Genomic DNA, 25,870 nt, shown 5'->3' on the forward strand with positions numbered 1-25,870 from the left:
CACTTTCACATTCGCATTCAAAGAAGGAGACCACCATGTCCGAATCCATCGTCATCGTCGGCGCCGCCCGCACCCCCATGGGTGGCTTTCAAGGCGATTTTTCTTCCCTCTCCGCGCACGACCTCGGCGGCGCCGCCATCAAGGCCGCGGTCGAGCGCGCCGGCATCGCGCCCGAGAGCGTGGGCGAGGTGCTGTTCGGCAATTGCCTGATGGCCGGCCAGGGCCAGGCCCCGGCGCGCCAGGCGGCCTACAAGGGCGGCCTGCCCGACAGCGCGGGCGCGGTCACGCTCAGCAAGATGTGCGGCTCGGCCATGAAGGCCGCGATGCTCGCGCACGACCTGCTGCTGGCCGGCACGCACGACGTGATCGTCGCGGGCGGCATGGAGAGCATGACCAACGCGCCTTACCTCATGCTCAAGGGCCGCGGCGGCTACCGCATGGGCCACGACAAGATCTATGACCACATGATGCTCGACGGCCTGGAAGACGCCTACCAGCCGGGCCGCTCGATGGGCACCTTCGGCGAAGACTGCGCCGCCAAGTACAACTTCACCCGCGAGCAGCAGGACGCCTTTGCCATCGCGAGCGTGCAGCGCGCCAAGGCCGCGACCGAATCGGGTGCGTTCAAGGAAGAGATCACCCCCGTCACCGTGAAAGGCCGCAGCGGCGACACCGTGATCTCCATCGACGAGGGCCCGGGCAAGGTCAAGCTCGACAAGATCCCCACGCTCAAGCCCGCGTTCAAGAAAGAGAACGGCACCATCACCGCCGCGTCGAGCTCGTCGATCAACGACGGCGCCGCGGCGCTGGTCATGATGACCGAGTCGCATGCGAAGAAGATCGGCGCCAAGCCCATCGCCCGCATCGTCGGCCACGCCACGCATGCGCAGGAGCCCGAGTGGTTTTCCACCGCACCGGTCGGCGCGGTGGCCAAGCTGTTCAAGAAGACCGGCTGGACCGTGAAGGACGTGGACCTCTGGGAAGTGAACGAGGCCTTCGCCGTGGTGCCGATGGCGCTGATGCACGAACTCGACGTGTCGCACGACATCGTCAACGTGAACGGCGGCGCCTGCGCGCTGGGCCACCCGATCGGCGCGAGCGGCGCGCGCATCATGGTCACGCTGATCCATGCGCTGAAGGCGCGTGGCAAGAAGCGCGGCGTGGCGACGCTCTGCATCGGCGGCGGCGAAGGCACCGCCGTGGCACTCGAATTGTTGTAAGCAGGAAATTTCAATGTACCCATCCATCTCCCGTACCGTCTTGGCCGCCACGCTGGCCGCCGCTTTCCTGGCACCTGCCGCCAGCTGGGCGCAAAAGCGCGACAACGTGCTGTTCCAAGCGGCCACCGACGAGCAGCCCGCCGTCATCAAGACGCTGGAAAAACTCGTCAACATCGAGACCGGCACCGGTGACGCCGAAGGCATTGCCGCCGCCGGCAACTACCTCGAAGGCGAACTCAAGAGCCTGGGCTTCACCGTCACGCGCAGCAAGTCGGCCGGCCTCGTGGTCGGCGACAACATCATCGGCAAGCTCAAGGGCCGCGGCGGCAAGAACCTGCTGCTGATGTCGCACATGGACACCGTGTACCTCAAGGGAACGCTCGCCAAGGCGCCATTCAAGATTGAAGGCGACAAGGCCTACGGCCCCGGCATCGCCGACGACAAGGGCGGCAACGCGGTCATCCTGCACACGCTCAAGCTCCTGAAGGACTACGGCGTGCGCGACTACGGCACCATCACCGTGCTCTTCAACACCGACGAGGAAAAGGGCTCCTTCGGCTCGCGCGACCTGATCCAGGAAGAGGCCAAGCTCGCCGACTACGTGCTCTCGTTCGAGCCCACCGGCGCCGGCGACGAGAAGCTGTCGCTCGGCACCTCGGGCATTGCCTACGTGCAGGTCAACATCACCGGCAAGGCCTCTCATGCGGGCGCCGCGCCGGAGCTGGGCGTCAACGCATTGGTCGAGGCGTCTGACCTCGTGCTGCGCACGATGAGCATCGACGACAAGGCGAAGAACCTGCGCTTCAACTGGACCATCGCCAAGGCCGGCAACGTGTCGAACATCATCCCGGCCAGCGCCACGCTGAATGCCGATGTGCGCTATGCGCGCAACGAGGACTTCGAGGCGGCGATGAAGACGCTCGAAGAAAAGGCGCAGCAGAAGAAGCTGCCCGAAGCGGACGTCAAGGTACTGGTCACCCGCGGCCGTCCGGCCTTCAATGCGGGCGAAGGCGGCAAGAAGCTGGTCGACAAGGCCGTGGCGTTCTACAAGGAAGCCGGCGGCAACCTCGGCGTGGAAGAGCGCACCGGCGGCGGCACCGATGCAGCCTACGCAGCGCTCTCGGGCAAGCCGGTGATCGAGAGCCTGGGCCTGCCGGGCTTCGGGTATCACAGCGACAAGGCCGAGTACGTGGACATCAGCGCCATTCCGCGCCGCCTGTACATGGCCGCACGGCTGATCATGGACCTGGGCGCAGGCAAGTAAGCACAAAGAAAAAAGACAGGAGACACAGCCATGCTGCTCAGTGCCGACCAGGAAGCCATCCGCGACGCGGTGCGCGATTTCTCGCAAGCCGAACTCTGGCCCAACGCCCCGAAGTGGGACCGCGAACACAGCTTTCCGAAAGAGGCGCACCAGGGTCTCGCGGCGCTGGGCGCCTACGGCATCTGCGTGCCCGAGGAGCATGGCGGAGCGGGCCTGGACTACCTTACGCTCGCGCTGGTGCTCGAGGAAATCGCGGCCGGCGACGGTGGCACCAGCACCGCCATCAGCGTGACCAACTGTCCGGTCAACGCGATCCTCATGCGCTACGGCAACGCGCAGCAGAAGAAGAAATGGCTCGAGCCGCTCGCGCAGGGCCGGATGCTCGGCGCCTTCTGCCTCACCGAGCCGCAAGCGGGCAGCGATGCATCGAGCCTGCGCACCACCGCGCGCAAGGACGCCGACGGCTATGTGATCGACGGTGTGAAGCAGTTCATCACGAGCGGCAAGAACGGCCAGGTCGCCATCGTCGTCGCGGTGACCGACAAGGGCGCGGGCAAGCGTGGCATGAGCGCTTTCATCGTGCCCACCGACGCACCCGGCTACGCCGTGGCGCGCCTGGAGGACAAGCTCGGCCAGCACAGCAGCGACACCGCGCAGATCAACTTCGACGGCTGCCGCATTCCGGCGGAGAACCTCATCGGCGCGGAGGGAGAGGGCTACAAGATCGCGCTCGGCGCGCTCGAAGGCGGCCGCATCGGCATCGCCGCGCAGAGCGTGGGCATGGCGCGCAGCGCGTTCGACGTGGCGCTGGCCTATGCGAAGGAGCGCCAGGCCTTCGGCGGCTCGATCTTCGACCAGCAGGCCGTGGGCTTTCGCCTCGCCGAATGCGCGACGCAGCTCGAAGCCGCGCGCCAACTCATCTGGCACGCCGCGAGCCTGCGCGATGCGGGCCTGCCGTGCCTGAAGGAAGCGGCCATGGCCAAGCTCTTCGCGAGCGAGATGGCCGAGCGCGTGTGCAGCGCCGCCATCCAGACGCTGGGTGGCTATGGCTACGTGAACGACTTTCCGCTCGAGCGCATCTACCGCGACGTGCGCGTGTGTCAGATCTACGAAGGCACGTCGGACATCCAGAAGCTGTTGATCCAACGCGCACTGGCTTGAAGCCCCGCCCAGCGGCAGGGTGACGGTCGTTGATCGCCACCCGTCATGTAGAGTTTCCGCCAACCGACAAAGGGGAGACTGACATGACTCAGGCATTCGCGGCCACGCTGCATCGTCGTCCGCGCTTCTCGATCGTTGCGGCTGCCGCGTTGGCAGCCAGCCTGGCATTCGGCGTTTTCAACGCGTCCGCGAATGCCGAAGTACTCGTCGCCGCCAAACCTGCCGCAGCCTATCCGGCGCCGCCCTCCGAGCTGTATCCGGAGCTCTTCGCTGCAGTCCAGCTCGGGCAGGTTTTCAAGGACGGTAAGACTTTCGTCGACGCCGTTCCGAAGACTTCGCCTGCCGCCATCGCCGCGCAATATCGGCGCGAGAAGGATCGGCCCGGTTTCGATCTCTCCAGCTTCGTGAAGCGGCACTTCGATGTGCCGCAGGACAACGCCGACACCTACGTGAGCGATCGTTCGCAGTCGCTCGCGCAGCACATCGCGAGCCTCTGGCCGCACCTGACGCAGCAGCCGCACAAGCCCGCCGCGGGCTCTTCGCTGCTGCCGCTGCCCGGGCCCTATGTGGTGCCTGGCGGACGCTTTCGCGAGGTGTACTACTGGGATTCGTACTTCACCATGCTGGGTCTGCTGCAGAACGGCAAGCCGGGTTCGCTGCGCGACATGGTCGGCAACTTTGCGAGCCTGATCGACCGCTACGGCCACATTCCGAACGGCAACCGCAGCTACTACCTGAGCCGGTCGCAGCCGCCCTTCTATTTCAAGATGGTGGGCCTGCTGTCCACGCAGGATGAAGCCGCCGCCTATGCACGCTACCTGCCGCAACTCCAGCGCGAGTACGCGTTCTGGATGGAGGGCGCGAACGGTCTCAAGCCCGGCACCGCGCACCGCCGGGTGGTGGTGCTGGCCGATGGCAGCGTGTTGAACCGCTACTACGACGACCGGGCCGTGCCGCGTGACGAGTCGTATGCGGAAGACGTTGCGCTGGCGAAGAAGAGCAGCCATCCCGCCGCGGAGGTCTATCGCGACGTGCGCGCAGCCGCGGAGAGCGGATGGGACTTCAGCAGCCGCTGGTTCGCCGACGGCAAGACGCTGGCCACCATCGAGACCACCGCGGTCGTGCCCGTCGATCTGAACAGCCTGCTGTATGGCATGGAGAATGCGATCCGGCTGGGCTGCGAGCGCGTGCAGGACACCGCGTGCACCAGTGACTTCACGCAACGCGCCGAACGCCGCCGTGCGGCCGTGCAGAAGTACCTGTGGAACGAAGCCGGTGGCCACTATGTGGACTACCAATGGATCAAGCAGCAGCCGACCGGCCGTCCGGGCGCCGCCACGCTGTACCCGCTGTTCGTCGGCCTTGCGGAGCCCGCGCAGGCGGCGCGCGTGGCCGATTGGACAGGCAAGCAACTGGTGAAGCCCTATGGCCTGGTGACGACGCCGATCCCCACCGACCAGCAATGGGATGCGCCCAACGGCTGGGCGCCGCTGCAATGGGTCGCTGTGGACGGTCTCAGGCGCTATGGCCAGGATGCGCTTGCGCGCGACATCGCAACGCGCTGGATGGGCAAGGTGCAGCAGGTCTACGGCAGCAGCGGCAAGCTGGTCGAGAAATACAACGTGATCGACAACAGTGGCGAGGCCGGCGGCGGCGAATACGTCCTGCAGGACGGCTTCGGCTGGACCAATGGCGTGGCGATGCAGCTGATGACGATCTATCCGGAATTGAAGCGCCCTTGACGGCACCCCGAAGACGCCCTTGGGGCCGGATCGCCGCCGCACTCGTGCTCGCCGCGCTGGCGGTTTGGGGCTTTGTCATCGAACCACGCTGGGTCGCGGCGCGCATCGAGCCACTGGGTTCGGCGCAGTGGCAGCCGCCGGCCGGCCTCAAGGTGGCGATGGCGGGCGACTGGCACCTCACGACGCGCTCGGCATGGCGTGTCACCAGCGCGGAGCGCGCCGCGCGCGTCGTCGACGAAATCAACGCGGCGCAGCCCGACGTGATCCTGCTGCCCGGCGACTTCCTCGCGGGTTCAGGCGACGACGAGGCGTTCTCCATCGAGGACATGGCCGCCGTGCTCGGCCGCCTGAAGGCGCCGCAGGGCGTGTACGCGGTGCTCGGCAATCACGACTGGTGGCACGACGGCGAACGCACGGCCAGGGCCTTGTCCGCGCAGGGCATCCACGTGCTGGAGAACGCCTCGGTGCGCCTGCCGGGGCATGACGTCTGGGTGGTCGGCATCGGCGACGACTCGACCGGCCATTCGGAGCCCGATAAGGCGCTGGCCGACGTACCCAAGGGCGCCGCGACGCTGGTCATGATGCACGACCCCTTCAGCTTCGCGACCATGCCGCGCACGCAGGGGCTGGTGGTCGCTTCGCACACGCATGGCGGACAGGTGAGCATGCCGGGCTACGGTGCGCTGGTGGTGCCTGGCCGTGCGCCGCGCGAGTGGGCCTATGGCTGGATCGCGCACAAGGGCAATCGCATGTACGTGACGAGCGGGCTGGGCGTGAGCATCCTGCCGGTGCGTTTCAACATGCGGCCGGAATGGGTGATGTTCCAGTAGCGCCTCATTCCGTGTCATCGGTTTCGATGACAGACAGGGCAGCGCTGGCGGCGCAGCATGGCGATCTCTTTGTCGGAGGTCTTCGCCATGTCCATTTCCAAACCCGTTTCCTTTGCCGCGGCGCTGTTGTGCCTCGGTGCATCCGCACAGGCGCAGCCCACCGCCGTGGACATCGCCACGCTGACCGCGAGCGACGCCGTGCAGCAACTCTGCGCCGGCACGGTGACCAGCGAGCAGTTGGTCTCGGCCTACGTCGCGCAGGCGAAAGCGAGGGCGAACCTCAACGCCTTCGTCACGCTCGACGAGGCCGGCGCGCTGAAGGCCGCGCGCGCCGCCGATGCGAGGCGAAAGCGCGGCGGCGCCTGCAAGGCGCTGGCCGGCCTGCCGGTGGTCATCAAGGACAACATCCAGGTGCAGGGCCTACCTGCCACAGCCGGCTCGCCAGCACTCAAAGGCTTCGTGCCCGCCGCCGATGCGCCCGTGGTCGCGAAGCTGCGCGCGGCCGGCGCCGTCATCCTCGGCAAGACGAACATGCACGAACTGGCCTTCGGCGTCACCGGCTACAACCCCGCGTTCCAGACCGGCCCCGATGTCGGCGTGCGCAACGCCTACGACGCGAGCCGCATCGCGGGCGGATCGTCGTCGGGCAATGGCGCGGCGCTCGGTGCGCGCATGGCGCCGGCGGCGCTGGGCACCGACACGGGGGGCTCGGTGCGCATTCCGTGTGCGTTCAATGGCTGCGCATCGCTGCGTCCGAGCATGGGACGCTATTCGCAGCAGGGCATCGCGCCGATCTCGCACACCCGCGACACGGCAGGGCCGATGGCGCAGTCGATGGCCGATGTGGCGCTGCTCGACCGCGTGATCGCGGGCGGCGCGCCGCTCAAGCCCGCCGACCTCAAGCGCGTGCGGCTCGGCGTGGTGCCCGCCTTCTACGCGAACCTCGATGCGGACACGCGCGCCGCCACCGATGCCGCGCTCGCCAAGCTGCGCGCCGCGGGCGTCACGCTGGTGGACGTGGAGATGCCGAAGCTCACGGAGCTCAACGGCGCCATCGGCTTCCCGCTCGCGTTGTACGAAGCGCACGACGACATGGTCGCCTACCTCGCGAAGTACCGCACCGGCATCGACATCGCGCAGCTCACGGCCGGCATCGCGAGCCCCGACGTCAAGGGCACCTTCGAGGCTTTCGTGATCCCGCGCAAGCTCCCCGCGCCGAACGGCGTGGTCGATGCGAAGCCGGCCTACGACAACGCGATGCGCGTCGCGCGCCCCGCATTGCAGAAGCTCTACCGCGACACCTTCGCGAAGAACAAGCTCGACGCGCTCGTGTTCCCGACGGTGCCGCGCGTGGCATTGGCGGCTGCGCCCGAAGCCAGCAGTCCCGAGAACTTCGGTGCGCTGATCCAGAACACCGATCCCGGCAGCAACGCCGGCATTCCGGGTGTGCAGTTGCCCTCGGGCCTCGGTGCGAGCAGCGGGCTGCCCATCGGGTTGGAACTCGACGGGCCAATCGGCAGCGACCGCAAGCTGCTCGCCGTCGGCCTCGCGGTGGAGGGCGTGCTGGGCCGCCTGCCCGCGCCCAAGGCGAAGTAGGCGACCCTGGCGCGTCAGCGCTGGGCGAGACCCGCCAGCGCCGACCGGCGCTCGATGCCGAGCTTGTCGAAGATGCGCCGCAGGTAGGTGCGCACCGTCGGCACGCTCACCGCCATGCGGCGTGCGATCTCCTTGTCGGTCAGGCCCTCGCACACGGCGCGTGCGACTTCCTGCTCGCGTGTGCTCAGGTCATCCCATGAAGTGGTTCCGGCAGGCATCGGCACCGCGGCCGCCGTGCGCTGTGCACGCTGCAGCGCGCCGATGAATGCGGGCTCGATCAGGTCGAGCAGCGCCTTCTCGTGCTCGCCGAAATCGCCGCGCCCCTTGCGCCGCCAGATGCGCAAATCGCCCAGCGCGCGGTTGCCCTCGAAGGCATGCAGGTTCATTCCCCAGTGCAGCCCGTCGCGCGAGAGAAAGTCGGTGAAGAATTCCGTGCGCATCAGTTCGCGCTGCGGCATCACGTCGGTCACGCGCGTGGCGCGGCGGTGCGACTGCAGCACGAAGGTGATCGGGTCGTGGTGCTGGTGCCATTCGCCGTAGCGGTCGAGGTTGGCAGGGTCCATGTTGAGCGCCACGCGGCCGTCGAAGCGGCCGCTCTCGGCGTTCCACACGAAGGAGGCGAACTGGTCCGCATGCAGCAGGTCGAGCAGCGCCCAGCCCAGGCGCTCGCGGATGTCGCTTTCACCGCGCTCTTGCGCCAGCAGCGTGAAAACGCCGCGCAGTGCCTGCTGTTCGGAGCCTGTCAGGTACATCGCCGCCTCGCTCTGGTTGTCGCATGTAAGGCTAACGTTTAGCAAGCGCCGCGCCAAGGGTGGATGCCCCGGTGCGGTCACGGGGAGCGCGCAGAATCGCGGGCTGCACGCCATGTCTTCGAGTCCGACTCCTTCTCCTTCGCCCGAAACGCCCCCGTCCGCCTCCCCGTGGCGGCGGCTGCGCGACTATTGGGTCGAGGCCCCCAACCCCAACCCGCTGGTCGACCAGAGCCTCGCGCGCGCCTACATCGTCGACACGCGCGACACGCCGCTCTCGGCGGCCGTCACGGCGGCGGTGTTCTGGGTGCTGTTCCTCGTGCTGACGGGCGACCGCGGCACGCTGGTGTGGGCCGTGCTGGTGCACGCGATGCAATGGAACATGCACCGCCACCTGCACCGCGTGGACCCGGCGGCCATCGATGTCGCATCGGCCGCCCGCACGCGTCGCCAGCTGGAGCTGCGCATGCTGTTCCCGGGGCTGGTGTGGGCGCTGGCGCCGTGGCTCTTCTTTCCGCACGGCGACCTCGCGTACATCCTCTTGATGTACTTCTTCGTGAGCGGCACCACCGGCGTGATCATCGCCGCGCTGGCGCAGTGGTGGCTGGCCGCGGTGTGCTTCGGCGTGCCGGTGTTCCTGAGCCTGGCGCTGCGGCTGGTGCTGGAGCCGGGCAGCGTGCCGGTGATCATGGGCTGCCTGGCGGTGTCGCAGTTGCTGGCGTCGCTGCACTATGCGCGCAAGCAGAACCGGCTGATCGTGCGCTCCATCGAGAACGGCTTCGAGAACGCGCGCCTGGCCGAGGCCCTGTCGCGCCAACTCGACCATGTGGCGCAAATGGCCGCGCAGCGCGCGCGCATCTTCGCCGCCGCCAACCACGACCTGCGCCAGCCGATGCACGCACTGGCGATTTTTGTGGATGCACTCGACACGCGCAGCGCGCCCAGTGCGGACAACCTGCGCTTCATGCGCGACAGCGTCGATGCGCTGCGCGGCTCCATCGACGCGCTGCTGGACATCGCGCAACTCGACGGCGGCGTGGCGCCGGTGCGGCTGGAGCCCCTGCGTCTGGATGCATTGTTCAAGTCGCTCGACGGGCGCTTCGCAGCGCTGGCCGAAGCCAAGGGGCTCGCGCTGCGCATCCGCCCGACCGAGGCGGTGGTGCGGGCCGATGTGCGCATGCTTGCGCGCGTGCTGGGGAACCTCGTCGACAACGCCATCAAGTACACGCCTTCGGGCACGGTTTTCGTGCTCGCGCGGCGGGTGCAGCGCCCGGCGAACGGCGTGCCGGCCTGGCGCATCGAAGTGCGCGACTCGGGCGTGGGCATCGAGGCGCAGCACCGGGAGCAGGTGTTCGAAGAGTTCTTCCAGGTCGACAACCCGGGGCGCGACCGCAGCCGCGGCCTCGGGCTGGGCCTGTCGCTGGTGGCCGGCATGGCGCGGGTGATGGGCTCGCACATCGAAGTGCGCTCCGCGCCCGGCCGGGGCAGCACCTTTTCGCTGGTGCTGGAGGAGGCGATCGCCCCTCCCTCCGTGCCGGAGGCCGAGCCGGCAGCCGGTCAGGCGACCGCCGCGATTCGCATCCTGGTGCTGGACGACGAGCAGCCCGTGCGCGAGGCGATGCGCTCGCTGCTCTCGGGCTGGGGCCACGAGGTGGCGCTGGCCGCCAACCCGCGCGAGGCGCTGCAGCACGGCGGCGTGTTCGACCTGATGCTGAGCGACCTGCGGCTGGGCAGCGGCCTCTCGGGGCTGGCGGCCGCACAGGCGCTGCAGGCGGTCGGCAAGGCGCGCAACGTGGTCATCCTGACCGGCGAAACCGCCCATGCCAACCGGGTGGAAGTCGAGCGCGCGGGCTATGCGCTGATCTACAAGCCGGCCGATGCGCGGGCGCTGCAGGACGCGATCGCTGCGAGCCGCGTCGGCTAGCTTCACCCGGCTCCGGGGTTGCCCCATCGGAGGGATCGCCGCGAGGTGTTCCAATAGCGGTCTTCATGAGCGCCATCGATCCCACCACCGGACCTTGCCCCTGCGGCCGCACCGACCGCCGCGACAAGCCCATCGGCTACGCCCTGTGCTGTGGCCGCTATCTCGACGATTTCGAGAACACGCCCGCCCCCGACGCCGAATCGCTGATGCGCTCGCGCTATTCGGCCTTTGTGCTGGAACGCGCCGAGTACCTGCTGGCCACCTGGCATCTGTCGAAGCGGCCGGCATCGATCGAGTTCGAGCCGGGCGTCAAGTGGCTGGGCCTGGACATCCGCTCGCGCTCGGTGCTCGACGCGGACCACGCAGAGGTCGAGTTCGTCGCGCGCCAGCGCAGCGCCGCCACCGGTGCCGCCACCCGCCTGCACGAGCGCAGCCGCTTCGTGCGCGAGAACGAGCGCTGGTACTACCTCGACGGCGATCTGCAGCAGCCGCTCGCCTGACGGGTTGACGCGCCGGGCCGGGGCTCGCACAATCGGCCCCGCTCCGGGGTGCACACATGTGGTGTGCTGAGATGGCAAAGCTGCCGACCCGCGAACTTGATCCGGGTCATACCGGCGTAAGAAGAGCTGCACTCCCTGACCGAGGTCCCGTCCCCACTTTCCGTGACGGCCCCAAGTCCACCGAGCGATTGCGGAGCACCCTTTCCCTCAACAAGGAGTGCCCCGATGAATGCCCCCGACAAGTTCACCTCTTTGCTCTCGCTCACGCGCGAGCCCTTTCCCGCGTCCCACAAGTGCCTGATCCCGGGCAGCCGGCCCGATCTGAACGTGCCGGTGCGCGACGTGCTGCTGACCAACGGCGAGACCGTCTCGCTCTACGACACCTCGGGTCCGTACACCGATGCCAAGGTCGACATCGACGTGCGCCGCGGCCTGCCGAGCGTGCGCGATGCGTGGATCGCCGAGCGCAACGACACCGAAAGCTATGAAGGCCGCTCGCACCAGGCGCTCGACGAGGGCCTGAAGCACGCGCACGACCACGATGCACAGCGCCTCGCGGAACTGCGCGCTGGCGCCTCGGCGCTGCAGCGCACGCCGCGCCGCGCGAAGTCGGGCGCCAACGTCACGCAGATGCACTATGCACGCCGCGGCATCGTCACGCCCGAGATGGAGTACGTGGCCCTGCGTGAGAACGGCAAGCGCGAATGGATGGCCGAATACCTTGCCAACGAGGAGCGTGCGAAGCGCGTGGCCGGCAACCCGATGGGCGCGAGCATTCCGCGCATCATCACGCCCGAGTTCGTGCGCGATGAAGTGGCCCGCGGCCGCGCGATCATTCCGGCCAACATCAACCACCCCGAAGTGGAGCCGATGGCCATCGGCCGCAACTTCAAGGTGAAGATCAACGCCAACATCGGCAACTCGGCCGTCACCTCGAGCATCGAGGAAGAGGTCGAAAAACTCGTGTGGGCGATCCGCTGGGGCGCCGACAACGTGATGGACCTGTCGACCGGCAAGAACATCCACACCACCCGCGACTGGATCGTGCGGAACTCGCCGGTGCCCATCGGCACCGTGCCGATTTATCAAGCGCTGGAGAAGGTGGGCGGCGTGGCCGAAGACCTGACCTGGGAGATCTTCCGCGACACGCTGATCGAGCAGGCCGAGCAGGGCATCGACTACTTCACCATCCACGCCGGCGTGCGGCTGCCGTTCATTCACCTCACGGCCGATCGCATGACGGGCATCGTCTCGCGCGGCGGCTCGATCATGGCCAAGTGGTGCATCGCGCACCACAAGGAGAGCTTTCTTTATGAGCGCTTCGAGGACATCTGCGACATCATGAAGGCGTACGACGTGAGCTTTTCGCTGGGCGATGGCCTGCGTCCGGGCTCGGGCGCCGATGCCAACGACGAGGCGCAGTTCGCCGAGCTGCGCACGCTGGGCGAGCTCACCAAGATCGCGTGGAAGCACGACGTGCAGACCATGATCGAAGGGCCGGGGCACGTGCCGATGCACATGATCCAGGCGAACATGGACGAGCAGTTGAAGCACTGCCACGAGGCGCCGTTCTACACGCTGGGGCCGCTGACCATTGACATTGCGCCGGGGTACGACCACATCTCCAGTGCCATCGGGGCCGCGATGATCGGGTGGGCCGGCACGGCGATGCTTTGCTACGTGACGCCCAAGGAACACCTCGGGCTGCCCGATCGCGATGACGTGAAGCAAGGGATCATTGCTTACAAGATCGCGGCGCATGCTGCGGACGTTGCGAAGGGGCATCCGGGGGCGCGGTCGCGGGACGATGCGCTGAGCAAGGCGCGGTTCGAGTTTCGGTGGCAGGATCAGTTCAACCTCGGCCTCGATCCGGACACGGCGCGTGAATTCCATGACGAGACGTTGCCGAAGGATTCGAGCAAGGTGGCGCATTTCTGCTCGATGTGCGGGCCGAAGTTCTGCTCTATGAAGATTACTCAGGAGGTGCGGGAGTACGCGGCGAAGAAGGGGGTTGCGGAGGCCGAGGCTGTGGCTGAGGGGATGGAGGAGAAGTCGAAGGAGTTCATGGCTGGGGGTGGGGAGATCTACATACCTATTCGGGCTGTGTCCTAGTTGACTGTGTTGGTGAGGTTGCTTCCCGAGGCCGGGACTCGCCCCGGCGGGCGACCTACTTTTCTTTGCTTCGCCAAAGAAAAGTAGGCAAAAGAAAGGCGACCCCACTGTCTGCGACCCTTCGCTGCGCTACGGGCAACCTGCGGTGCTCGCGTTTCGCGGGGTCTCGCAGAACTCGCTTCGCTCAGACAGCTGCGAGCCCTGATCCGCGAAACGCTGCGCTCCTCGGCGCAGCCAGAGGGGGTTGGAGATAACCCGGGCCATTGCTTCGCTCGGCCCGAAGGGCGGACACGCTTCGCGTGTCCGCCTTGGATTGGCTGTTGGTATTGCTTGCACGCCGAGCGCAGCGAAGGCGTGCCCTGTCTCCAAGCCCTTCTGGCTGCGCCGAGGAGCGCAGACGTAGGCGGGATCAGGGCCGCAGCTGTTTGAGCGAAGCGAGTTCTGCGGACCCCCGCCGTAGTCGAGCACCGCAGGTTGCCCGCAGCGAAGCGGAGGGACGCAGACAGCAGGGTCGCCTTTTCTTTGCTTACTTTCTTTTGGCGAAGCAAAAGAAAGTGAGTCGGCCGCCGGGCCGAGACCCGGCCCCGGGAAAAAGAAAACCCCAATTGCTACCATCGTCCCAAGCCCATCAGACGAAGAAACCCCAATGACCCCATTCCCCTTCGCCGCAGTCCTCTTCGACTGCGACGGCGTCCTGGTCGACTCCGAACCCATCACCAACCGCGTCCTCGCCGAAATGCTCGGCGAACTCGGCTGGCACATCACCACCGAAGAGTCGATGAACACCTTCACCGGCAAGGCCGTGAAGGACGAAGCGGCCCTCATCGAATCGAAGACCGGTTTCGCCATTACCCCCGAGTGGCTGAAGACCTTCAGGGCCCGCCGCAACGAGGCACTCGAACGCGACCTCACCGCGATCCCCCATGCCCCCGCAGCCATCCGCCAGATCCACACCCTGCTCAAGGGCCGCATCGCCTGCGCCTCGGGCGCCGACCGCCACAAGGTCGAGCTGCAACTGGCCAAGGTCGGCCTGCTCGACTGCTTCGAAGGGCGCATCTTCAGCGGCCACGAAATGCCGCGCTCCAAACCACATCCGGACGTGTACCTCGCCGCCGCCGAAGCGCTGGGCGTCGACCCCAGGCGCTGCGCCGTCGTCGAGGACACGGTCACCGGTGCGATGGCCGGCGTGGCCGCGGGTGCGACGGTGTTCGGCTACAGCACGGGCGAATCGGGCCACAGCGGCCCCGGTCCGCTGCTGAGCGTGGGCGTGGCGAAGGTGTTCAGCGACATGACCGAACTGCCCGCGCTGCTTTCTGGTTATCGGCTGCAGGCGGCCTGAGTTTCTGGTGGAATGAAGAGCATCCATTCCGAGCCACAGGAACAACAGCCCATGACCTCCGAATACAAGACAGAACAACCCGACCGCGCCGAGATCGACGCACGCACCGGCCCCGCCGTGGTCGAGTTCGGCACCAACTGGTGCGGCATCTGCAAGGCCGCGCAACCGAACATCGCCGAGGCGTTCGCCAAGTACCCCGACATCCCGCGCATCAAGGTCGAGGATGGCAGCGGCCGCCCGCTGGGCCGATCGTTCAACGTGCGGCTCTGGCCCACGCTGGTGTTCATGCGCGACGGGAAGGAAGTCGCGAAGCTGGTGCGGCCTGAAGACAGCCAGTCCATCGCCGATGCGCTGGCGTTGATTGCCGCGGCGCCGTCCGCCTGAAGTGAACACCGAACTCCGGCGCCTCGCCAAGGCGGTCGATCTCGATGCCGAAGCCCATTCGCTGCTGCGGCTGCGCTTTGGCTTCGCGTGCGTGCAGCGCGTGCGGCACCTGCTCGAATCGCCCGAGGCCATCGATTGCCTGGACACCCTCGGCGCCTTCCTCGAAGGCCGGTGCGATGCGGCTGCATTGGCTTCGGCGCGGCAGCGTGCGGCCGCAGCGGCCGGCAGCCATCCGGGCTCGGCCTCCATCGACGGGACGGCGCATGCAGCCGTGTCCGCCACCTACGCGGTCTCCAGGGCGCTGGCCGGACAGGCGCTCGAAGCGGCCGACTACGCGGCGTATGCCACGGTCTACGCCTACGGTGCCTATGCGCTCAAGGACCCCGACGCCTTCGCGGAAGAGTTCGAGTGGCAAATCGTGCAGTTTCGGATGTTGACCTCAACGCCCGCCTGACGGCCGCCCCGAGCAGCACGGACCAGCCATTCATGGCGGTCCTTGCTGCCGGAAATCCCTGGGTGCGTACCCGGTCCACTGCAGGAACGCGCGCGAAAAACTCTTCTCGTTGCGAAAGCCCACTGCCAGCGCCACCTGCTTGATCGGGCGGTTGGTGCGGCGCAGCAGTTCCACGGCGAGCTCGTGGCGCACCTCGTTCTTCAGCGTCTGCAGCGAGGTGCCTTCTTCGTGCAACTGCCGGTGCAGCGTGCGGCTCGACACGTTGAGCAGACCCGCCAGCGCTTCGGCGGTGGTGGCCTCCGCAGCGCGTGAGCGCAGCAGCTCGCGCACGCGCTGGCCCAGCAGGCGGTCGCGGCGGTACTGCAGGATCGTGAGCGGCAGCGCGCGCTTGAGCATGGTGCGCAGCGCGCGCTCGTCGCGCTGCAGCGGCAGGGCGAGGTAGCGTTCGTCGAAGCTCAAGGAGGCCTGTGCCGCGTCGAAGCGCACTTCGGGCGTGAACATCGGCGCGTAGGCGTCGCGGTGCGGCGGCGCAGCAAACGGAAAGGTGGCGTTTCGCAGCGAGATGCGCGAATCGATGGCCCAGCACATGTAGCCATGCATGAAGCGCAGGCTGGTCACCAGGCAGAACTCGCGGAAGGCCTCGTCCAGCGGGCGGTTCTCGGTGATGCGCAGCGTGGCCACGCCGCCCGCCACTTCGAGCGCGAGACCGATGTCTTCGGTCAGCAGCCGGTGGTGGCGGCACCACCGCTTGATGGCCACGCCCAGGTCGGGCGAGGTCAGCGAGGCGCGGCACAGCATGCCGTAGCTGCCCCAGGGCAGGCGCCGCGAGAACCAGCCGAGGGCTTCGTCGTCGAGCTCCTGCATGGCGTGTTCCGACAGCGCCTCGAACTGCGCCGCCGTCACCCGCGCGCCCGGCCGGGCCAGTTCGCGCGGCGTGATCTGTGCCGCCTTCAGGGCCTCGGCCGGGTCCTTTCCGTAGCGCTCGTAGCCCTTCACGATGGCTCTCACGAAGGCCATGGGTGTGACGGCGCGGGCGGGCTTCAGGAAGGCGGGCGATGTCATGGTCGGGGAGGAAAGTCGTGGCGCAATTTGCAACCATTGTGGCGCCAATTGCGGCGCGGCGAGGCGTAAGCTGCGTTTCTTCCAAGCGCCATTCCGCGTGGGCTGCCCTGCGCGCCGACCCCTCAGAGGAGACAAGACACATGCACGATCCCGGCCTGAACTTCGACCTGGGCGAGGACATCGACTCGCTGCGCAGCGCCATCCAGGACTTCGCCGCCAACGAAATCGCCCCCCGCGCCGCCGACATCGACCGCGACAACCTGTTCCCGCACGACCTCTGGCAGAAGCTGGGCGAGCTCGGCCTGCACGGCATGACGGTGAAGGAAGAGTTCGGCGGCACCGAGCTGGGCTACCTGGCGCACATCGTGGCCATGGAAGAAGTCTCGCGCGCCTCGGCCTCGGTGGGCCTGTCGTACGGCGCGCACTCCAACCTGTGCGTGAACCAGATCCACCGCAACGGCAGCGACGCGCAGAAGAAGAAATACCTGCCCAAGCTGGTGAGCGGTGAGCACGTCGGCGCGCTGGCCATGAGCGAGCCCAACGCCGGCTCCGACGTGGTGAGCATGAAGCTCAAGGCCGAGAAGAAGAACGGCTACTACGTGCTCAACGGCGGCAAGATGTGGATCACCAACGGCGGCGACGCCGACACGCTGGTCATCTACGCCAAGACCGAACCCGAGATGGGCGCGCGCGGCATGACGGCCTTCATCGTCGAGAAGAACTTCAAGGGCTTCTCGGCAGGCACCAAGCTCGACAAGCTCGGCATGCGCGGCTCCAACACCTACCCGCTGTTCTTCGACAACTGCGAAGTGCCCGAAGAGAACGTGCTCGGCGGCGAGGGCATGGGCGCGAAGGTGCTGATGAGCGGCCTCGACTACGAACGCGCGGTGCTCTCGGGCGGCCCGCTGGGCATCATGGCCGCATGCATGGATGCGGTGCTGCCCTTCATCCACGAGCGCAAGCAGTTCGGCCAGAGCATCGGCGAGTTCCAGCTGATGCAGGGCAAGCTCGCGGACATGTATTCGACGTGGCAGGCCACGCGCGCCTACGTGTACGCGGTGGGCAAGGCCTGCGACCGCAACGACCATGCGCGCACCTTCCGCAAGGACGCGGCCGGCGCGATCCTCTATTCGGCCGAGAAGGCGACGTGGATGGCCGGCGAGGCGATCCAGGCGCTGGGCGGCGTGGGCTACACCAAGGATTTTCCGGTCGAGCGGCTGTGGCGCGATGCCAAGCTGTACGAGATCGGCGCGGGGACCAGCGAGATTCGGCGGATGCTGATCGGTCGCGAGCTGTTCTCCGAAACGGCTTGAAAGGACGCATCGCCATGGCGCTCTTGACCCAAAGCATGGCGCAAGGCGCCACCGATGTCCCGCTGATCGAACAGACGATCGGCGACTTCTTCGACGACATGGTCGAAGCGCAACCGGACCGCGAAGCCCTCATCAGCCGCCACGAAGGCAAGCGCTTCACCTACCGCGAGCTGCAGGCCGAATCCAACCGCCTCGCGAGCGCGCTGCTGAACCTGGGCCTCGTGCCCGGCGACCGCGTCGGCATCTGGTCGCACAACAACGCACCCTGGGTGCTGATGCAGATCGCCACTGCGAAGGTTGGCCTGATCCTCGTCAACATCAACCCGGCCTACCGCACCTCGGAGCTCGAATACGCGCTCAACAAGGTCGGCTGCAAGGTGCTGGTGACGATGGCGCAGTTCAAGACCAGCGACTACCTCGGCATGCTGCGCGAGCTGGGCCCCAAGCGCCTGCCGCAACTGCGGCACACCTTCTGGATCGACGGCAAGGCGGCAGCCGATGTGGAAGAGCCGGGCATGCAGCGCTTCAGCCAGCTGCTCGCAAGCGGCGATGCGAATGACCCGCGCGTGGCGCAGATACAGAAGACGTTGAAGGCCACCGACCCGATCAACATCCAGTTCACCAGCGGTACCACGGGCTTTCCGAAGGGCGCGACGCTCACGCACCGCAACATCCTGAACAACGGCTTCTTCATCGGCGAGTGCATGAAGCTCTCGCCCATCGACAAGCTGTGCATTCCGGTGCCGCTGTACCACTGCTTCGGCATGGTGCTGGGTAACCTCGCGTGCCTCACGCACGGCTCGGCCATCGTGTACCCGAACGACGGCTTCGATCCGCTCACGGTGCTGGAGACCGTGCAGGCCGAGAAGTGCACCGGCCTGCATGGCGTGCCCACGATGTTCATCGCCGAGCTGGACCATCCGCGCTTCAAGGAGTTCGACCTCTCCACGCTGCGCACCGGCATCATGGCCGGCTCGCCGTGCCCCATCGAGGTGATGAAGCGCGTGGTGAGCGAGATGCACCTGGACGAAATCACCATCGCCTACGGCATGACCGAGACCAGCCCGGTGAGCTGCCAGAGCAGCACCGACACGCCGCTGGACAAGCGCGTGTCCACCGTCGGGACGGTGCAGCCGCACCTGGAGGTGAAGATCATCGATCCGGAGACCGGCGCCGTCATGCCCGTGGGCAAGTCGGGCGAACTCTGCACCCGCGGCTACTCGGTGATGCACGGCTACTGGGAAGACGAGCCGAAGACGCGCGAAGCCATCGACGCAGAGCACTGGATGCACACGGGCGACCTCGCCACGATGGACGCCGAGGGCTACGTGAACATCGTCGGCCGCATCAAGGACCTGGTGATCCGCGGCGGCGAGAACATCTACCCGCGCGAGATCGAAGAATTCTTGTACCGCCACCCGAAGGTGCAGGACGTGCAGGTGGTCGGCCTGCCCGACAAGAAGTACGGCGAAGAGCTGTGCGCCTGGATCATCGTCAAGCCCGGCCAGAGCGCCACCGACGCCGAGATCCGCGACTTCTGCAAGGGCCAGATCGCGCACTACAAGGTGCCCAAGTACATCCAGTTCGTCACCGAGTTTCCGATGACGGTGACCGGGAAGATCCAGAAATTCAAGATTCGCGATGCCATGACCGAGCAGCTCGGTCTCACGCAAGAAAAGACAGCATGAGCAAACTCGAAACCAAACTCAACGCCCGCTCTGCAGACTTCCAGGCCAACGCTGCCGCGATGCGCGCACTGGTCGATGACCTGCACGCGCAGTTCGCGAAAGTGGAACAGGGCGGCGGCGAGGCCGCGCGTGCCAAGCACACCGCGCGCGGCAAGCTGCTGCCGCGCGAACGCGTGGCCGAGCTGCTCGACCCGGGCACGCCGTTCCTGGAGATCGCGCCGCTGGCCGCGCATGCGATGTACCTCGATGCCAAGGGGGCCGAATCGGCACCCGGCGCCGGCATCATCACCGGCATCGGCCGCGTGAACGGTGTGGACTGCATGATCGTCTGCAACGACGCGACGGTGAAGGGCGGCACCTACTACCCGATGACGGTGAAGAAGCATCTGCGCGCGCAGGAAGTCGCCGAACAGAACCGTCTTCCCTGCATCTACCTCGTCGACTCGGGCGGCGCCAACCTGCCGAACCAGGACGAGGTGTTTCCCGACCGCGACCACTTCGGCCGCATCTTCTACAACCAGGCCAACATGAGCGCCCAGGGCCTCCCGCAGATCGCGGTGGTCATGGGATCGTGCACGGCGGGCGGCGCGTACGTGCCGGCGATGAGCGACGAATCGATCATCGTGAAGAACCAGGGCACCATCTTCCTGGGCGGCCCACCGCTCGTGAAGGCTGCCACCGGTGAGGTCGTGACGGCCGAAGACCTTGGCGGCGGCGACGTGCACACGCGGCTCTCGGGCGTGGTCGATCACCTCGCGCAGAACGACCTGCATGCGCTGGCGCTCGCGCGTTCAGCGGTGGCGAATCTCAATGGCAAGGCAGCGGCTCAACAGCCAGCCGCACACCCGGCAGTGAATGCACCCGCGTTCCCGCGCGAAGAGCTCTACGGCGTGATCCCCACCGACACCCGCAAGCCCTTCGACGTGCGCGAGATCATCGCGCGCATCGTCGACGGCAGCGAGTTCCACGAGTTCAAGGCCCGCTTCGGCGCGACGCTGGTCTGCGGCTTCGCCGAGATCGAGGGCATGCCCGTCGGCATCATCGCCAACAACGGCATCCTGTTCAGCGAATCGGCGCAGAAGGGCGCGCACTTCATCGAGCTGTGCTGCCACCGCAAGATTCCGCTGGTGTTTTTGCAGAACATCACCGGCTTCATGGTCGGCCGCAAGTACGAGAACGAAGGCATCGCGCGCCACGGCGCCAAGATGGTGACGGCCGTGGCCACCGCCAACGTGCCCAAGTTCACCATCATCATCGGCGGCAGCTTCGGCGCCGGCAACTACGGCATGTGCGGCCGCGCGTACAGCCCGCGCTTCCTCTGGATGTGGCCCAACGCGCGCATCAGCGTGATGGGCGGCGAGCAGGCCGCGAGCGTGCTGGCAACGGTCAAGCGCGACGGCATCGAGCTCAAGGGCGGCAGCTGGAGCAAGGACGAGGAAGAAGCCTTCAAGGCGCCGATCCGCCAGCAGTACGAAGACCAGGGCCACCCCTACTACGCCACTGCGCGGCTGTGGGACGACGGCATCATCGATCCGGCCGATACGCGCCGTGTGCTGGCATTGGGCCTGGCCGCTTCGCGCAACGCGCCGATCCCCGAGCCCAAGTTCGGCATCTTCCGGATGTGAGGAGACGCACCGCATGAGCAGCAACTTCACCAAGCTGAATCTCGCGATCGAAGGTACCGTTGCCCGCATCTGGCTCGACCAGCCCGACGCCCGCAACGCCTTCGACGACGTCGTGATCGCCGAGCTGACGCAGGCCTTCACCGAAGCCGGCGGCGCGCCGCAGGTGAAAGCCATCGTGCTCGGCGCGAGCGGCCCCGCCTTCTGCGCCGGCGCGAACCTCAACTGGATGCGCCGCATGGCCGACTACACGCGCGACGAGAACATCGCCGACGCGGGCAAGTTGGCAGCCATGCTGCGCACCATCGCCGAATGCCCCAAGCCCACCATCGCGCGCGTGCAGGGCGATGTGTATGCGGGCGGCATGGGGCTGGTCGCGGCCTGCGACATGGCCGTGAGCGTGGACACCGCCTGGTATTGCCTCAGCGAAGTGAAGATCGGCCTCGTGCCTGCGACCATCAGCCCCTACGTGCTGCGCGCGATGGGCACGCGCGCCTCGCAGCGCTACTTCCTCACGGCCGAGCGCTTCACCGCCGCCGAGGCGCACCGCATCGGCTTCGTGCACGAAGTGGTGGCCGCCGATGCGCTCGACGCCAAGGTCGACGAACTCCTGAAGGCGCTGACCGGCGCGAGCCCGGCCGCCGTGCGCGCCTGCAAGCAGCTGATCGCCGACGTGGACGGCCGCGAGATCGACGACGCGCTCATCGCCAAGACCGTCGAAGGCATCGCCGACATCCGGGCAAGCGACGAAGGCCGCGAGGGCGTGCAGGCCTTCCTGCAGAAGCGCAAGCCGGGCTGGCTGGCAGGCTGACCGACAAGGACGCGCGATGAACGCACTCGACATGCCCCAGTTGCTCGCCCTGGCCGCCGCCATCGGCTGGGCCAGCGGCGTGCGCCTGTACCTCGTGGTGCTACTGACCGGCATCGTCGGCTACTTCGGCTGGGTGCCGCTGCCGAGCGGCCTGCAGCTGCTGGCGCATCCGGTGGTGATCGCGGCGAGCGGCTTCATGGTGTTCATCGAGTTCTTTGCCGACAAGATTCCCGGCCTCGATTCGCTCTGGGACGTGGTGCACACCGCGATCCGCATTCCCGCGGGCGCCGCGCTCGCGGCCAGCGTGTTCGGCGCGGACCATGGCGTGATGGCCATCGTCGCCGCGCTGCTCGGCGGCGGCTTCGCAGCCACGGCGCATGCGGCCAAGGCCACGACGCGCGCGGCCATCAACACCTCGCCCGAGCCGTTCTCGAATGTGGGCGCTTCGCTGGTCGAAGACACGATGGTGCCGGTCGGGCTGTGGCTCGCTGTCGCGCACCCGATCGTTTTTCTCGTGCTGTTCGTCGTCGTGCTGGTGCTCAGCGTGTGGCTCATCCGCAAGAGCTGGCGCTTTCTGCGCGCGCTGTTCAGCCGCGTGGCCCGCATCTTCAGCGGCCGACCCGATCCGGGCGTCGTGCCTGCGTTTCAACTGAAAAAGAATCCTCCGGGAGACACCCCCAATGTTTAAGAAGATCCTGATCGCCAATCGCGGTGAAATTGCCTGCCGCGTCGCGGCCACCGCCCGCCGCATGGCCATCCGCACGGTCGCCGTGTATTCCGATGCCGACGCGCATGCCAACCACGTGCGCGCCTGCGACGAGTCGGTGCACATCGGCGGCAGTGCACCCAAGGAAAGCTACCTGCGTTGGGAGCAGATCCTCGAAGCCGCCAAGGCCACGGGCGCCGAAGCGGTGCACCCTGGCTACGGCTTCCTGAGCGAGAACGAGGAGTTCGCGCAGGCCTGCGCCGACGCAGGGCTGGTCTTCATCGGCCCGCCGCCCTCGGCGATCAAGGCCATGGGCCTGAAGGCCGAGTCCAAGCAGTTGATGGAAAAGGCCGGCGTGCCGCTGGTGCCCGGCTACCACGGCCACGACCAGGACCCGGCGCTGCTGCAGCGCGAGGCCGATCGCATCGGCTACCCGGTGCTCATCAAGGCGAGCGCGGGCGGCGGCGGCAAGGGCATGCGCGCGGTCGACAAGGCCGCGGACTTCGAGGCCGCGCTCGCCTCGTGCAAGCGCGAAGCCATCAACAGCTTCGGCGACGACGCGGTGCTGATCGAGAAGTATGTGCAGCGCCCGCGCCACATCGAGATCCAGGTGTTCGGCGACACGCAGGGCAACTACGTCTACCTGTTCGAGCGCGACTGCTCGGTACAGCGCCGCCACCAGAAGGTGCTTGAAGAAGCGCCCGCGCCCGGCATGACCGAGGCGATGCGCAAGCAGATGGGCGATGCGGCCGTCGCTGCCGCGCGTGCGGTGAACTACGTGGGCGCGGGCACGGTGGAATTCATCGTCGAGCAGCGCGAAGGCGGCGAGATGAACTTCTTCTTCATGGAGATGAACACCCGCCTGCAGGTGGAACACCCGGTGACCGAAGCGATCACCGGCCTCGACCTGGTCGAATGGCAACTGCGCGTGGCTTCGGGCGAGGCGCTGCCCGCCAAGCAGGCGGACCTGCAGATCCACGGCCACGCCATCGAAGCGCGCATCTGCGCCGAGAACCCCGACAACAACTTCCTGCCCGCCACCGGCACGCTGCGCGTGTACCGAAAGCCGCAAGCGACGGCCTTTCAGCGCAGCCGCGTGCGCATCGACGACGGCGTGCGCGAGGGCGGCGAGATCTCGCCGTTCTACGACTCGATGATCGCCAAGCTGATCGTGCACGGCAGCACGCGCGCCGAGGCGCTGGCCCGGCTCGATGCGGCGCTCGCGCAAGTGCAGATCGTGGGCGTGGCGACCAACGTGCAGTTCCTGCGCGGCATCCTTGCGACCGAATCGTTCTCGAAGGCCAACCTCGACACCGCGCTGATCGAGCGCGAACGCGCCGTGCTGTTCGACCGCGAAGCGCTGGGCCTGCCGCTGGCGGCCGCCGCCGCGATCACGCGTACGCTGATCACCGAGTGGCCCGCGAAGATGCCCGATCCCTTCGCCCGTCGCGACGGCTGGCGTGCGCTCGGTGAATACCGCCGCCACTTCGATTTCGAGTTCCGCGGCGCCGACCAGACGGCCGTGCTGACCTACAAGCGCGACGGCGGCCTCTGGCTTGAGGCCGGTGGAACGGCAGGGCCGCTGGTCATCGGCCAGTTCCCCACGGGCGAGTTCGAGGTCGAGTTCGCCGGCTCGCGCCAGACGCTCGACGTGCACCTGGACGGCGCCACGGCCCACGTGTTCGCCGCGAAGGGCGCCACGAAGATCACTGCCATCGACCGCCTTGCCCACGCGGGCGACACGCAGGCCGAAGGCGGCCGCCTCACCGCGCCGATGCCCGGGAAGGTCGTGTCCTTTGCGGTCAAGGCCGGCGACAAGGTCAGCCGCGGCCAGCCGTTGGCCGTGATGGAGGCCATGAAAATGGAGCACACCATCGCAGCGCCCGCCGACGGCACTGTCGAGGAACTGATGTTCTCGCCCGGCGAGCAGGTGGCCGAAGGCGACGAATTGTTGCGAATGGCCACGGCAACGGTTTAACCCCGTTGCGGGGTCTCGCCCGTATCAGCTGCGGTAGTCATCACTTCAAGGGATCTTTCATGACGCATCGCACGCTCTTCGTTTCGCCCCGTCTCGCCCGTCGCCGCACGGGCGTTGCCATGCTGGCCCTGGCGGCCGCGCTCGCGCTGGCCGGTTGCCAGCGCGCTGAGGTTGCTTCGCTCGACGCCGCACCGCCACCTGCCCCCATGTCGGCGCCTTCGGGCTTTGCGGGTGGCATGGCGATGAAGAGAGAGCAGTCGCGCGCCGCGCCGCAAGCCGAACAGGCCGCCGCCGATGCGGGCCAGTCCGAGCAGGCGCCGCTGCAGCGTTATCTCGCGGTACGGCAAGACCTGAACGTCGAGGTACCGCCTGAGCAGCTCGCCGATGCCTGGGGCAAGGTGCGCGACCTCTGCGGCACGCTGCAGTGCGAGCTGTTGTCGTCCTCGCTGCTGCGCGAGACACCGCAGCAACCCGGCAACGCGATGCTCGAGATGCGCGTGGTGCCGGCCGATGTCGACAAGCTGCTCAGCGGCCTCGCGGGCGTGGCCAAGGTGGTGTCGCAAAACACCACGAGCGAAGACAAGACCGCCGAGGTGATCGACGTCGAGGCGCGCATCAAGAACCGCGTCGAGTTCCGCGACAGCCTGCGGCTGATGCTGCGCGACACGGTCACCAAGCGCACCATGGCCGACCTGCTGGCGATCCAGCGCACGCTGTCGGACACGCAGGCCGAGCTCGACGCCATCGCCACCCAGCGCAAGGTGCTGGAGCAGCAGACAAGCAAGCAGCACATCCAGATCCAGTTCACCCCGACGCGCACGCTGTCGCAAGGCGGCCAGAGCTACAACCCGATGATGCGGGCGCTGCGCGAAGCCGGCTCGGTGCTGGCGGAGAGCGTGGGCATGCTCATCACCTTCCTGGCGGCGGTGTTGCCGTGGCTGTTGCTGGTGGGCTTGCCGCTGGGGTGGCTGGTGCGGGTGCTGTGGCGCCGCCGGCGCGGGGCCAGGGCGGCGTGAAGCGGGGGCGTGAAGAGAGAGGGGCGGGCGTTCAGCCCACCACCACCTCGCTGAACTGCATCACGGGCGCGATGTCGGTGTAGTTCTTCACGTCGTCCCTGACCTCCTTCGCATGCGGGCCGAAAGCCTTCTGGAAGGACTCGAGCGACTCGGCGAAGACGTGGCACATGGCGACGTAGACGGGCGGCGAATCGGGGGCGCCGCCGCCCAGGCCCTTGTCGATGGTGTACGAGAGGCAGGCGTCGCCCATGCGGGCCTTGAGCAGCGGCATGTGCTTGTCGCGGTAGTAGCCGTGGTCGAAGCGGGCGCCGGGGGTATGGGGATACATCACGCTGAACTTGATCATGGGTGTCTCTTGATTGAGGAATGAGGTGAGGTGGTTGACGTTCGAGCATAGCC

Annotated in this window: 22 protein-coding genes and 1 riboswitch; of the genes, 19 read left to right on the forward strand and 3 right to left on the reverse strand. The window is 67.3% G+C overall.

The features are described from left to right. Window positions 1–35 precede the first annotated feature (35 nt). The 6 genes from ACSFA7_RS28150 to iaaH all read left to right on the forward strand — a co-directional run bounded on the left by ACSFA7_RS28150 (window position 36) and on the right by iaaH (window position 7,813). Window positions 36–1,220 carry an acetyl-CoA C-acyltransferase gene (locus tag ACSFA7_RS28150; protein ID WP_435502402.1) on the forward strand — a complete coding sequence of 395 codons (1,185 nt, stop codon included), beginning with the start codon at window positions 36–38 and terminating at the stop codon, window positions 1,218–1,220. 13 nt (window positions 1,221–1,233) lie between these two features. Beyond that, entirely contained in the window at window positions 1,234–2,484 is a 1,251-nt protein-coding gene (locus tag ACSFA7_RS28155; RefSeq protein WP_435502403.1) for a glutamate carboxypeptidase, read from the forward strand. Window positions 2,485–2,514: 30 nt separating this feature from the next. After that, complete coding sequence (locus ACSFA7_RS28160) at window positions 2,515–3,645, forward strand: acyl-CoA dehydrogenase family protein (protein ID WP_435502404.1); 1,131 nt, start codon at window positions 2,515–2,517, stop codon at window positions 3,643–3,645. A gap of 83 nt (window positions 3,646–3,728) precedes the next feature. Then, the gene (gene treF, locus ACSFA7_RS28165; RefSeq protein ID WP_435502405.1) at window positions 3,729–5,387 is read left to right on the forward strand and encodes an alpha,alpha-trehalase TreF; all 1,659 of its coding nucleotides are present in this window, start codon (window positions 3,729–3,731) and stop codon (window positions 5,385–5,387) included. After that, the gene (locus ACSFA7_RS28170) at window positions 5,384–6,217 is read left to right on the forward strand and encodes a metallophosphoesterase (protein WP_435502406.1); all 834 of its coding nucleotides are present in this window, start codon (window positions 5,384–5,386) and stop codon (window positions 6,215–6,217) included. Before treF ends, ACSFA7_RS28170 begins: the two co-directional genes overlap by 4 nt. 87 nt (window positions 6,218–6,304) lie before the next feature. Next, window positions 6,305–7,813: an indoleacetamide hydrolase gene (gene iaaH, locus ACSFA7_RS28175; RefSeq protein WP_435502407.1), complete on the forward strand. Its 1,509-nt coding sequence runs from the start codon at window positions 6,305–6,307 to the stop codon at window positions 7,811–7,813. A 14-nt stretch (window positions 7,814–7,827) separates the two neighbouring features. On the opposite strand, the gene ACSFA7_RS28180 is transcribed toward iaaH, so the two are convergent. Further along, on the reverse strand, window positions 7,828–8,565 hold the full coding sequence (locus ACSFA7_RS28180; RefSeq protein ID WP_435502408.1) for a helix-turn-helix transcriptional regulator: 738 nt from the start codon (window positions 8,563–8,565) through the stop codon (window positions 7,828–7,830). 112 nt (window positions 8,566–8,677) lie between these two features. Here ACSFA7_RS28180 and ACSFA7_RS28185 point away from each other — a divergent pair, with 112 nt between their 5' ends. The 6 genes from ACSFA7_RS28185 (at window position 8,678) to ACSFA7_RS28210 (ending at window position 15,275) form a co-directional block, all read left to right on the forward strand. Beyond that, window positions 8,678–10,486, forward strand: coding sequence for a sensor histidine kinase (locus tag ACSFA7_RS28185; protein WP_435502409.1), 1,809 nt, complete (start codon window positions 8,678–8,680; stop codon window positions 10,484–10,486). Window positions 10,487–10,551: 65 nt separating this feature from the next. After that, window positions 10,552–10,986 carry a YchJ family protein gene (locus ACSFA7_RS28190; RefSeq protein ID WP_435502410.1) on the forward strand — a complete coding sequence of 145 codons (435 nt, stop codon included), beginning with the start codon at window positions 10,552–10,554 and terminating at the stop codon, window positions 10,984–10,986. A 34-nt stretch (window positions 10,987–11,020) separates the two neighbouring features. After that, window positions 11,021–11,126: riboswitch (TPP riboswitch) on the forward strand. 85 nt (window positions 11,127–11,211) lie between these two features. Then, window positions 11,212–13,098 carry a phosphomethylpyrimidine synthase ThiC gene (thiC, locus tag ACSFA7_RS28195; RefSeq protein WP_435502411.1) on the forward strand — a complete coding sequence of 629 codons (1,887 nt, stop codon included), beginning with the start codon at window positions 11,212–11,214 and terminating at the stop codon, window positions 13,096–13,098. A 646-nt stretch (window positions 13,099–13,744) separates the two neighbouring features. Then, window positions 13,745–14,437, forward strand: coding sequence for an HAD family hydrolase (locus ACSFA7_RS28200; protein ID WP_435502412.1), 693 nt, complete (start codon window positions 13,745–13,747; stop codon window positions 14,435–14,437). 51 nt (window positions 14,438–14,488) lie between these two features. Beyond that, entirely contained in the window at window positions 14,489–14,821 is a 333-nt protein-coding gene (locus tag ACSFA7_RS28205) for a thioredoxin family protein (protein WP_435502413.1), read from the forward strand. A gap of 1 nt (window position 14,822) precedes the next feature. After that, window positions 14,823–15,275 carry a hypothetical protein gene (locus ACSFA7_RS28210; RefSeq protein ID WP_435502414.1) on the forward strand — a complete coding sequence of 151 codons (453 nt, stop codon included), beginning with the start codon at window positions 14,823–14,825 and terminating at the stop codon, window positions 15,273–15,275. A gap of 30 nt (window positions 15,276–15,305) precedes the next feature. Here ACSFA7_RS28210 and ACSFA7_RS28215 read toward each other — a convergent pair whose 3' ends face one another. Next, window positions 15,306–16,337, reverse strand: coding sequence for an AraC family transcriptional regulator (locus ACSFA7_RS28215; RefSeq protein WP_435502415.1), 1,032 nt, complete (start codon window positions 16,335–16,337; stop codon window positions 15,306–15,308). Window positions 16,338–16,477: 140 nt separating this feature from the next. On the opposite strand from ACSFA7_RS28215, the gene ACSFA7_RS28220 reads away from it, so the two are divergent. Genes ACSFA7_RS28220 through ACSFA7_RS28250 form a run of 7 tightly spaced genes read left to right on the forward strand, consistent with a single transcriptional unit; the run spans window position 16,478 to window position 25,471 of the window. Next, a complete protein-coding gene (locus ACSFA7_RS28220; protein WP_435502416.1) occupies window positions 16,478–17,650 on the forward strand; it encodes an isovaleryl-CoA dehydrogenase in 1,173 nt (390 codons plus the stop codon). A 14-nt stretch (window positions 17,651–17,664) separates the two neighbouring features. Continuing rightward, window positions 17,665–19,338, forward strand: coding sequence for an AMP-binding protein (locus ACSFA7_RS28225; RefSeq protein ID WP_435502417.1), 1,674 nt, complete (start codon window positions 17,665–17,667; stop codon window positions 19,336–19,338). Next, window positions 19,335–20,963, forward strand: coding sequence for a carboxyl transferase domain-containing protein (locus ACSFA7_RS28230; RefSeq protein ID WP_435502418.1), 1,629 nt, complete (start codon window positions 19,335–19,337; stop codon window positions 20,961–20,963). Before ACSFA7_RS28225 ends, ACSFA7_RS28230 begins: the two co-directional genes overlap by 4 nt. A 13-nt stretch (window positions 20,964–20,976) precedes the next feature. Continuing rightward, the gene (locus ACSFA7_RS28235; RefSeq protein ID WP_435502419.1) at window positions 20,977–21,771 is read left to right on the forward strand and encodes an enoyl-CoA hydratase/isomerase family protein; all 795 of its coding nucleotides are present in this window, start codon (window positions 20,977–20,979) and stop codon (window positions 21,769–21,771) included. 16 nt (window positions 21,772–21,787) lie between these two features. Further along, window positions 21,788–22,459: a DUF4126 domain-containing protein gene (locus tag ACSFA7_RS28240; protein WP_435502420.1), complete on the forward strand. Its 672-nt coding sequence runs from the start codon at window positions 21,788–21,790 to the stop codon at window positions 22,457–22,459. Further along, window positions 22,452–24,455 (forward strand): acetyl/propionyl/methylcrotonyl-CoA carboxylase subunit alpha, encoded by a 2,004-nt coding sequence (locus tag ACSFA7_RS28245; protein WP_435502421.1) that lies wholly within the window; start codon window positions 22,452–22,454, stop codon window positions 24,453–24,455. Before ACSFA7_RS28240 ends, ACSFA7_RS28245 begins: the two co-directional genes overlap by 8 nt. A gap of 59 nt (window positions 24,456–24,514) precedes the next feature. Continuing rightward, window positions 24,515–25,471, forward strand: coding sequence for a DUF4349 domain-containing protein (locus tag ACSFA7_RS28250; protein WP_435502422.1), 957 nt, complete (start codon window positions 24,515–24,517; stop codon window positions 25,469–25,471). Window positions 25,472–25,502: 31 nt separating this feature from the next. Here ACSFA7_RS28250 and ACSFA7_RS28255 read toward each other — a convergent pair whose 3' ends face one another. After that, window positions 25,503–25,817: an EthD family reductase gene (locus tag ACSFA7_RS28255; RefSeq protein WP_435502423.1), complete on the reverse strand. Its 315-nt coding sequence runs from the start codon at window positions 25,815–25,817 to the stop codon at window positions 25,503–25,505. Between the last annotated feature and the right edge of the window lie 53 nt (window positions 25,818–25,870).

Source organism: Variovorax trehalosi (genome assembly GCF_051216415.1).
Lineage (GTDB): Bacteria > Pseudomonadota > Gammaproteobacteria > Burkholderiales > Burkholderiaceae_C > Variovorax.

Excerpts from the sequence above, each read along its gene's own strand:
- ACSFA7_RS28220 (WP_435502416.1), top strand. The coding sequence starts at position 16,478 with ATGCACGATCCCGGCCTGAACTTCGACCTGGGCGAGGACATCGACTCG.
- thiC (WP_435502411.1), top strand. The coding sequence starts at position 11,212 with ATGAATGCCCCCGACAAGTTCACCTCTTTGCTCTCGCTCACGCGCGAG.
- ACSFA7_RS28245 (WP_435502421.1), top strand. The coding sequence starts at position 22,452 with ATGTTTAAGAAGATCCTGATCGCCAATCGCGGTGAAATTGCCTGCCGC.
- ACSFA7_RS28150 (WP_435502402.1), top strand. The coding sequence starts at position 36 with ATGTCCGAATCCATCGTCATCGTCGGCGCCGCCCGCACCCCCATGGGT.
- ACSFA7_RS28180 (WP_435502408.1), bottom strand. The coding sequence starts at position 8,565 with ATGTACCTGACAGGCTCCGAACAGCAGGCACTGCGCGGCGTTTTCACG.
- ACSFA7_RS28255 (WP_435502423.1), bottom strand. The coding sequence starts at position 25,817 with ATGATCAAGTTCAGCGTGATGTATCCCCATACCCCCGGCGCCCGCTTC.
- ACSFA7_RS28160 (WP_435502404.1), top strand. The coding sequence starts at position 2,515 with ATGCTGCTCAGTGCCGACCAGGAAGCCATCCGCGACGCGGTGCGCGAT.
- ACSFA7_RS28200 (WP_435502412.1), top strand. The coding sequence starts at position 13,745 with ATGACCCCATTCCCCTTCGCCGCAGTCCTCTTCGACTGCGACGGCGTC.
- ACSFA7_RS28230 (WP_435502418.1), top strand. The coding sequence starts at position 19,335 with ATGAGCAAACTCGAAACCAAACTCAACGCCCGCTCTGCAGACTTCCAG.
- treF (WP_435502405.1), top strand. The coding sequence starts at position 3,729 with ATGACTCAGGCATTCGCGGCCACGCTGCATCGTCGTCCGCGCTTCTCG.
- ACSFA7_RS28215 (WP_435502415.1), bottom strand. The coding sequence starts at position 16,337 with ATGACATCGCCCGCCTTCCTGAAGCCCGCCCGCGCCGTCACACCCATG.
- ACSFA7_RS28225 (WP_435502417.1), top strand. The coding sequence starts at position 17,665 with ATGGCGCTCTTGACCCAAAGCATGGCGCAAGGCGCCACCGATGTCCCG.
- ACSFA7_RS28185 (WP_435502409.1), top strand. The coding sequence starts at position 8,678 with ATGTCTTCGAGTCCGACTCCTTCTCCTTCGCCCGAAACGCCCCCGTCC.
- ACSFA7_RS28190 (WP_435502410.1), top strand. The coding sequence starts at position 10,552 with ATGAGCGCCATCGATCCCACCACCGGACCTTGCCCCTGCGGCCGCACC.
- ACSFA7_RS28240 (WP_435502420.1), top strand. The coding sequence starts at position 21,788 with ATGAACGCACTCGACATGCCCCAGTTGCTCGCCCTGGCCGCCGCCATC.
- ACSFA7_RS28250 (WP_435502422.1), top strand. The coding sequence starts at position 24,515 with ATGACGCATCGCACGCTCTTCGTTTCGCCCCGTCTCGCCCGTCGCCGC.
- ACSFA7_RS28205 (WP_435502413.1), top strand. The coding sequence starts at position 14,489 with ATGACCTCCGAATACAAGACAGAACAACCCGACCGCGCCGAGATCGAC.
- ACSFA7_RS28235 (WP_435502419.1), top strand. The coding sequence starts at position 20,977 with ATGAGCAGCAACTTCACCAAGCTGAATCTCGCGATCGAAGGTACCGTT.
- iaaH (WP_435502407.1), top strand. The coding sequence starts at position 6,305 with ATGTCCATTTCCAAACCCGTTTCCTTTGCCGCGGCGCTGTTGTGCCTC.
- ACSFA7_RS28155 (WP_435502403.1), top strand. The coding sequence starts at position 1,234 with ATGTACCCATCCATCTCCCGTACCGTCTTGGCCGCCACGCTGGCCGCC.